The sequence below is a fragment of the Virgibacillus aidingensis genome, from assembly GCF_010994035.1.
Classification (GTDB): domain Bacteria; phylum Bacillota; class Bacilli; order Bacillales; family Amphibacillaceae; genus Virgibacillus_N.
Window position 1 is genome coordinate 1 of the sequence record NZ_WIXN01000041.1, and the last position, 4,253, is coordinate 4,253.

The 4,253-nt window shown below is 41.7% G+C and carries 2 protein-coding genes; both read right to left on the minus strand.

The genetic code is table 11. The features are described 5' to 3' along the window. Nucleotides 1-102 precede the first annotated feature (102 nt). Nucleotides 103-2,229 carry an ATP-dependent Clp protease ATP-binding subunit gene (locus GHD25_RS19620; RefSeq protein ID WP_164220041.1) on the minus strand — a complete coding sequence of 709 codons (2,127 nt, stop codon included), beginning with the start codon at nucleotides 2,227-2,229 and terminating at the stop codon, nucleotides 103-105. 307 nt (nucleotides 2,230-2,536) lie between these two features. Continuing rightward, entirely contained in the window at nucleotides 2,537-4,111 is a 1,575-nt protein-coding gene (mbcS, locus tag GHD25_RS19625; RefSeq protein ID WP_164220043.1) for an acyl-CoA synthetase MbcS, read from the minus strand. Nucleotides 4,112-4,253: the final 142 nt, after the last annotated feature.

Genomic DNA, 4,253 nt, shown 5'->3' on the forward strand with positions numbered 1-4,253 from the left:
GCTCGATCGATTTGCGTGCGGGCTCGATCGATTTGCGTGCGGGCTCGATCGATTAAAAAAAGGCTGCTGAGCGGTGCTCAGCAGCCTTTTTTTATTACCTACTTATACTTTTGCTACAACAATTTCCTCATCGACTAAGTCTACATTTACTTTATTAATTTCCTCACCATCGAGGATCAGGTCGGTCAATTGGTCCTCAATTTTGTCCTGTATGACTCTGCGAAGGGGTCTTGCACCAAATCGAGGATCATACCCAAGTCGGACCAGCTCTTCTTTTGCTTTATCTGTGATAGTAATTTCAATATCGTTATCTTCCATTGTTTCTTGTACATCAGCGAGCAATAGATCAACAATTTCCAGTAAGTTATCTTTTGTCAGTTCGTTGAAGTTGATGATCGCATCAAAACGGTTCAGGAACTCCGGCTTAAAGTAAGCGCTCAGGTTTTCCAGTGTAGTTACGGATTCATGTTGAGGATTGAATCCTACATTGATTGTCTTTTCCCCTGTACCCGCGTTACTTGTCATAATAATTACTGCTTCTTTAAAGCTGACCGTACGTCCATGGGAGTCTGTCAGATGACCGTCTTCCATAATTTGCAGGAACATGTTCTGTACGTCAGGGTGCGCTTTTTCAATTTCATCCAGCAGTATAATGGAATATGGGTTGTGACGTACACGCTCTGTTAACTGACCGGCCTCCTCATGTCCTACATATCCAGGAGGTGAACCGATTATTTTGGAAACTGTGTGTTTTTCCATATATTCACTCATATCCAGACGAATCAGGGATTCACGGGAACCAAACAGCTCTTCGGCAAGTGCTTTGGTTAATTCCGTCTTACCAACCCCGGTTGGACCGACGAATAGGAATGATCCAATCGGACGTTCTTTTGATTTAAGTCCTGCGCGGCTTCTGCGGATTGCTTTAGCCACTTTATCTACCGCTACACTTTGGCCGATTACTTTAGCACTCAGGTTCTCCCCTATATTCTTCATTTTTTCCTGTTCATCTGCCTGCAGTTTTGTTACAGGTATGCCTGTTTTCTCTTCCACAATGAGTTGGATATCGGAAATATCAACATCAATATCCTGTTTTTCATCTTTTGCCTTTTCCAGTTGTTTTTGCAGCTGTATTTCCTGATAACGCAGGTTTGCAGCTAATTCGTATTCTTCTTTCTCTGCTGCTGCTTCTTTTTCTTTTTTGATTTCTTCCAGCCGCTGTTCAATGGAGTTGGAATCCTTCTCTGCATTTGCCAGATTCAAACGGGAACCTACTTCATCCATCAAGTCAATCGCTTTATCCGGCAGAAATCTATCCTGGATATAACGGTTGGACAGAGTAACGAATGCATGGATCACATCATCCGAGTAGCGAACTTCATGGAATTTTTCGTAACGGTCTTTAATTCCGTTTAAGATTATTACTGCATCTTCCTCAGAAGGTTCTTTGACAGTTATTGGCTGCAGACGGCGCTCCAATGCAGCATCTTTTTCGATTTGCCTGTATTCTTTCAAAGTTGTTGCACCGATTAATTGCAGTTCGCCGCGCGCCAATGCCGGTTTTAAAATGTTGCCGGCATCCATTTGTGAGCCTTCAGTTGTTCCAGCTCCGACAAGAAGGTGAATCTCATCCACGAATAGAATGATATCGTCTCTTCCCTGCAGTTCCTGAATCAGTTGCTTCATGCGCTCCTCAAATTGTCCTCGAATACCTGTATTAGCAACCAGTGAAGCTACATCAAGCAAATACACTTGTTTATTCATCAGCTTTGCCGGTACATTTCCTTCAACCATTTTCAAGGCAAGACCTTCTGCAATGGCTGTTTTACCAACTCCCGGTTCCCCAATCAGTACCGGGTTGTTTTTATTTCTTCTGTTCAATGTTTCAATTACACGTTTTACTTCATTGTCACGGCCAATTACTGGGTCTATTTGCCCTGATCTCGCTTTATCGGTCACATTGGTGCCGAGCTGATCAATAAGGCCATTGCCGCGGTTTCCCTGGGCTTGTCTTGTTTTTGTGCCTGCTTTCTGCCCCCCATTTCCCTGGAAGGAGTTATTGTAAAATGCATCCTGTCCTCCTCCGGAAAAGAAATCATTGGAATTCATCATTTTACCTTGGATTTCACGGAAGCAAGTATCACAAACATGCAGCTGCATTCTTTCATTATTCATTTGCAATGTTACATTTACGTTTGCATCATTCACGCCACAATGTTGACATTTCATGAATACATTCCTCCTAAAAATTATTGTGAGTATTTATATCAATGTTGACTTTGACTATATTTGACCTTCAATTATATTATACCTTGACCTTCTTTGACTTTCAAGACCTTTAATCAATTTTTTAAAACTAATTATGTGGAAAGTGATTTAAATAGGCTTGCAGCGTATTAATTGGAAGTGGTAATGATAGTGATCCTGCTCAGCATGAAAGCATAAGGGAATATATCATATGGTCTAAAGTCAACATATAAATTTACCCATCAAAAAAACAGGCCCGCCGGCAGGCAGTACCTGTTTTCACTTACATTTATGCTTTCGTTTGTTCTTTTTTTCGAAGCTCCACACGTCTGATTTTTCCGGACGTGGTTTTTGGCAGCTCGTCCATAAATTCGATTTGACGCGGATATTTATAAGGTGCAGTCAGTTCTTTTACATGGTCCTGCAGCTCCTTAACCAGGCCGGTGCTGCTTTCGACACCTTCTTTTACCACGACGAATGCTTTTACAATATTTCCGCGTACCTCGTCAGGACTGGCAACAACCGCGCATTCCTGAACGGATGGATGTTTGACCAATGCATCCTCCACTTCAAATGGTCCAATCGTATAGCCTGAGCTGATAATGATATCATCACTTCTTCCCTCAAACCAAAAATAACCGTCCTCATCCTTGGAAGCCTGGTCTCCGGTAATATAGTAATCTCCACGTCGGGACATTTTTGTTCTTTCCATATCCTTATAATATTCTCGAAAAAGTGCAGGGGAGTCTAGTTTTAGCGCGATATCCCCCACTTCGCCGGGTGCAGCCGGCTTGCCGTTCTCATCAATAATTTCAACTTCATTACCCGGTGTCGGTTTTCCCATGGATCCCGGTTTGACTTCCATATCTTTCATCACACCAAGGAGAAGTGTGTTTTCTGTTTGTCCGTATCCGTCACGGACTGTAATATCAAAATATCTTTGAAATATATCGATTACTTCCACATTTAATGGCTCGCCCGCAGAAACCGCACTATGCAATGCAGGCAATTGATAATCACTTAAATTATCCACCTTCGCCATGATCCGATATTCCGTCGGTGTGCAGCATAGCACGTTTATCTCATTATCCTGGAGCAGCTGCAGATAGGTTTTTGGATCAAATTTTCCGTTATAAATAAAACCTGTCGCACCTGAACCAAGTACCGATAAAAATGGGCTCCAGATCCATTTTTGCCAGCCTGGTCCGGCCGTTGCCCAAACCTTATCTCCTTCATTAATGCCTAACCAGTTCTCAGGAGCAGTTCTCAGATGTGCAAAGCCCCAGCCATGTGTATGTACAACCCCTTTTGGATTACCCGTTGTTCCGGAAGTATAAGGCAAAAAGGCTATATCATCTTTGGAAGTCTCTGCCATTTTCAGCTCATCAGAAGCCGTATCTTTTAAACTGTCCAAATGCAGCCAGCCATCTGCTTCTTTTCCTACAACAAATTTCTTTAAATACTGGTATTCTTTTATCTCCGTATATTGACCAACATAAGGATAATAACTGATTACCCCGCTGACTTCTCCATGGGTAATACGATATTGTAAATCCTTTGTTTTCAGCATTTCCGAACTAGGGATAATGATCAGGCCGGTTTTTAAACAGGCAAGATATGCCTCATAAGCATCGATCAGGCGTGGAATCATAATGATTACTTTATCCCCTGGCCTAAGTCCATTCTCCAAGAGAGCGTTTCCAATTTTGTTCACATTACTCATTAGTAGAGAATACGTAATTTCTTTTGATTCCCCATTCTCGTTTTTCCAGATCAGTGCTTTTTTTGTTGGATCTTTCGCATAGCGTTCAACTTCCATGGCGATATTATAATCGTTTGGCGCAATCAGCTCTTCGTTGTTCATTTTATCATCCCCCAATGCTAGTATAATTAACAGTATAGCAAATATTTGGTTTCCATAAAATGAAAACTATTAATAATGATTGAGTCAAGTACTTGTGGGAGATTTTTAAAGTCCCTTATTTTGTATCGTTTAGTCCGTTCTT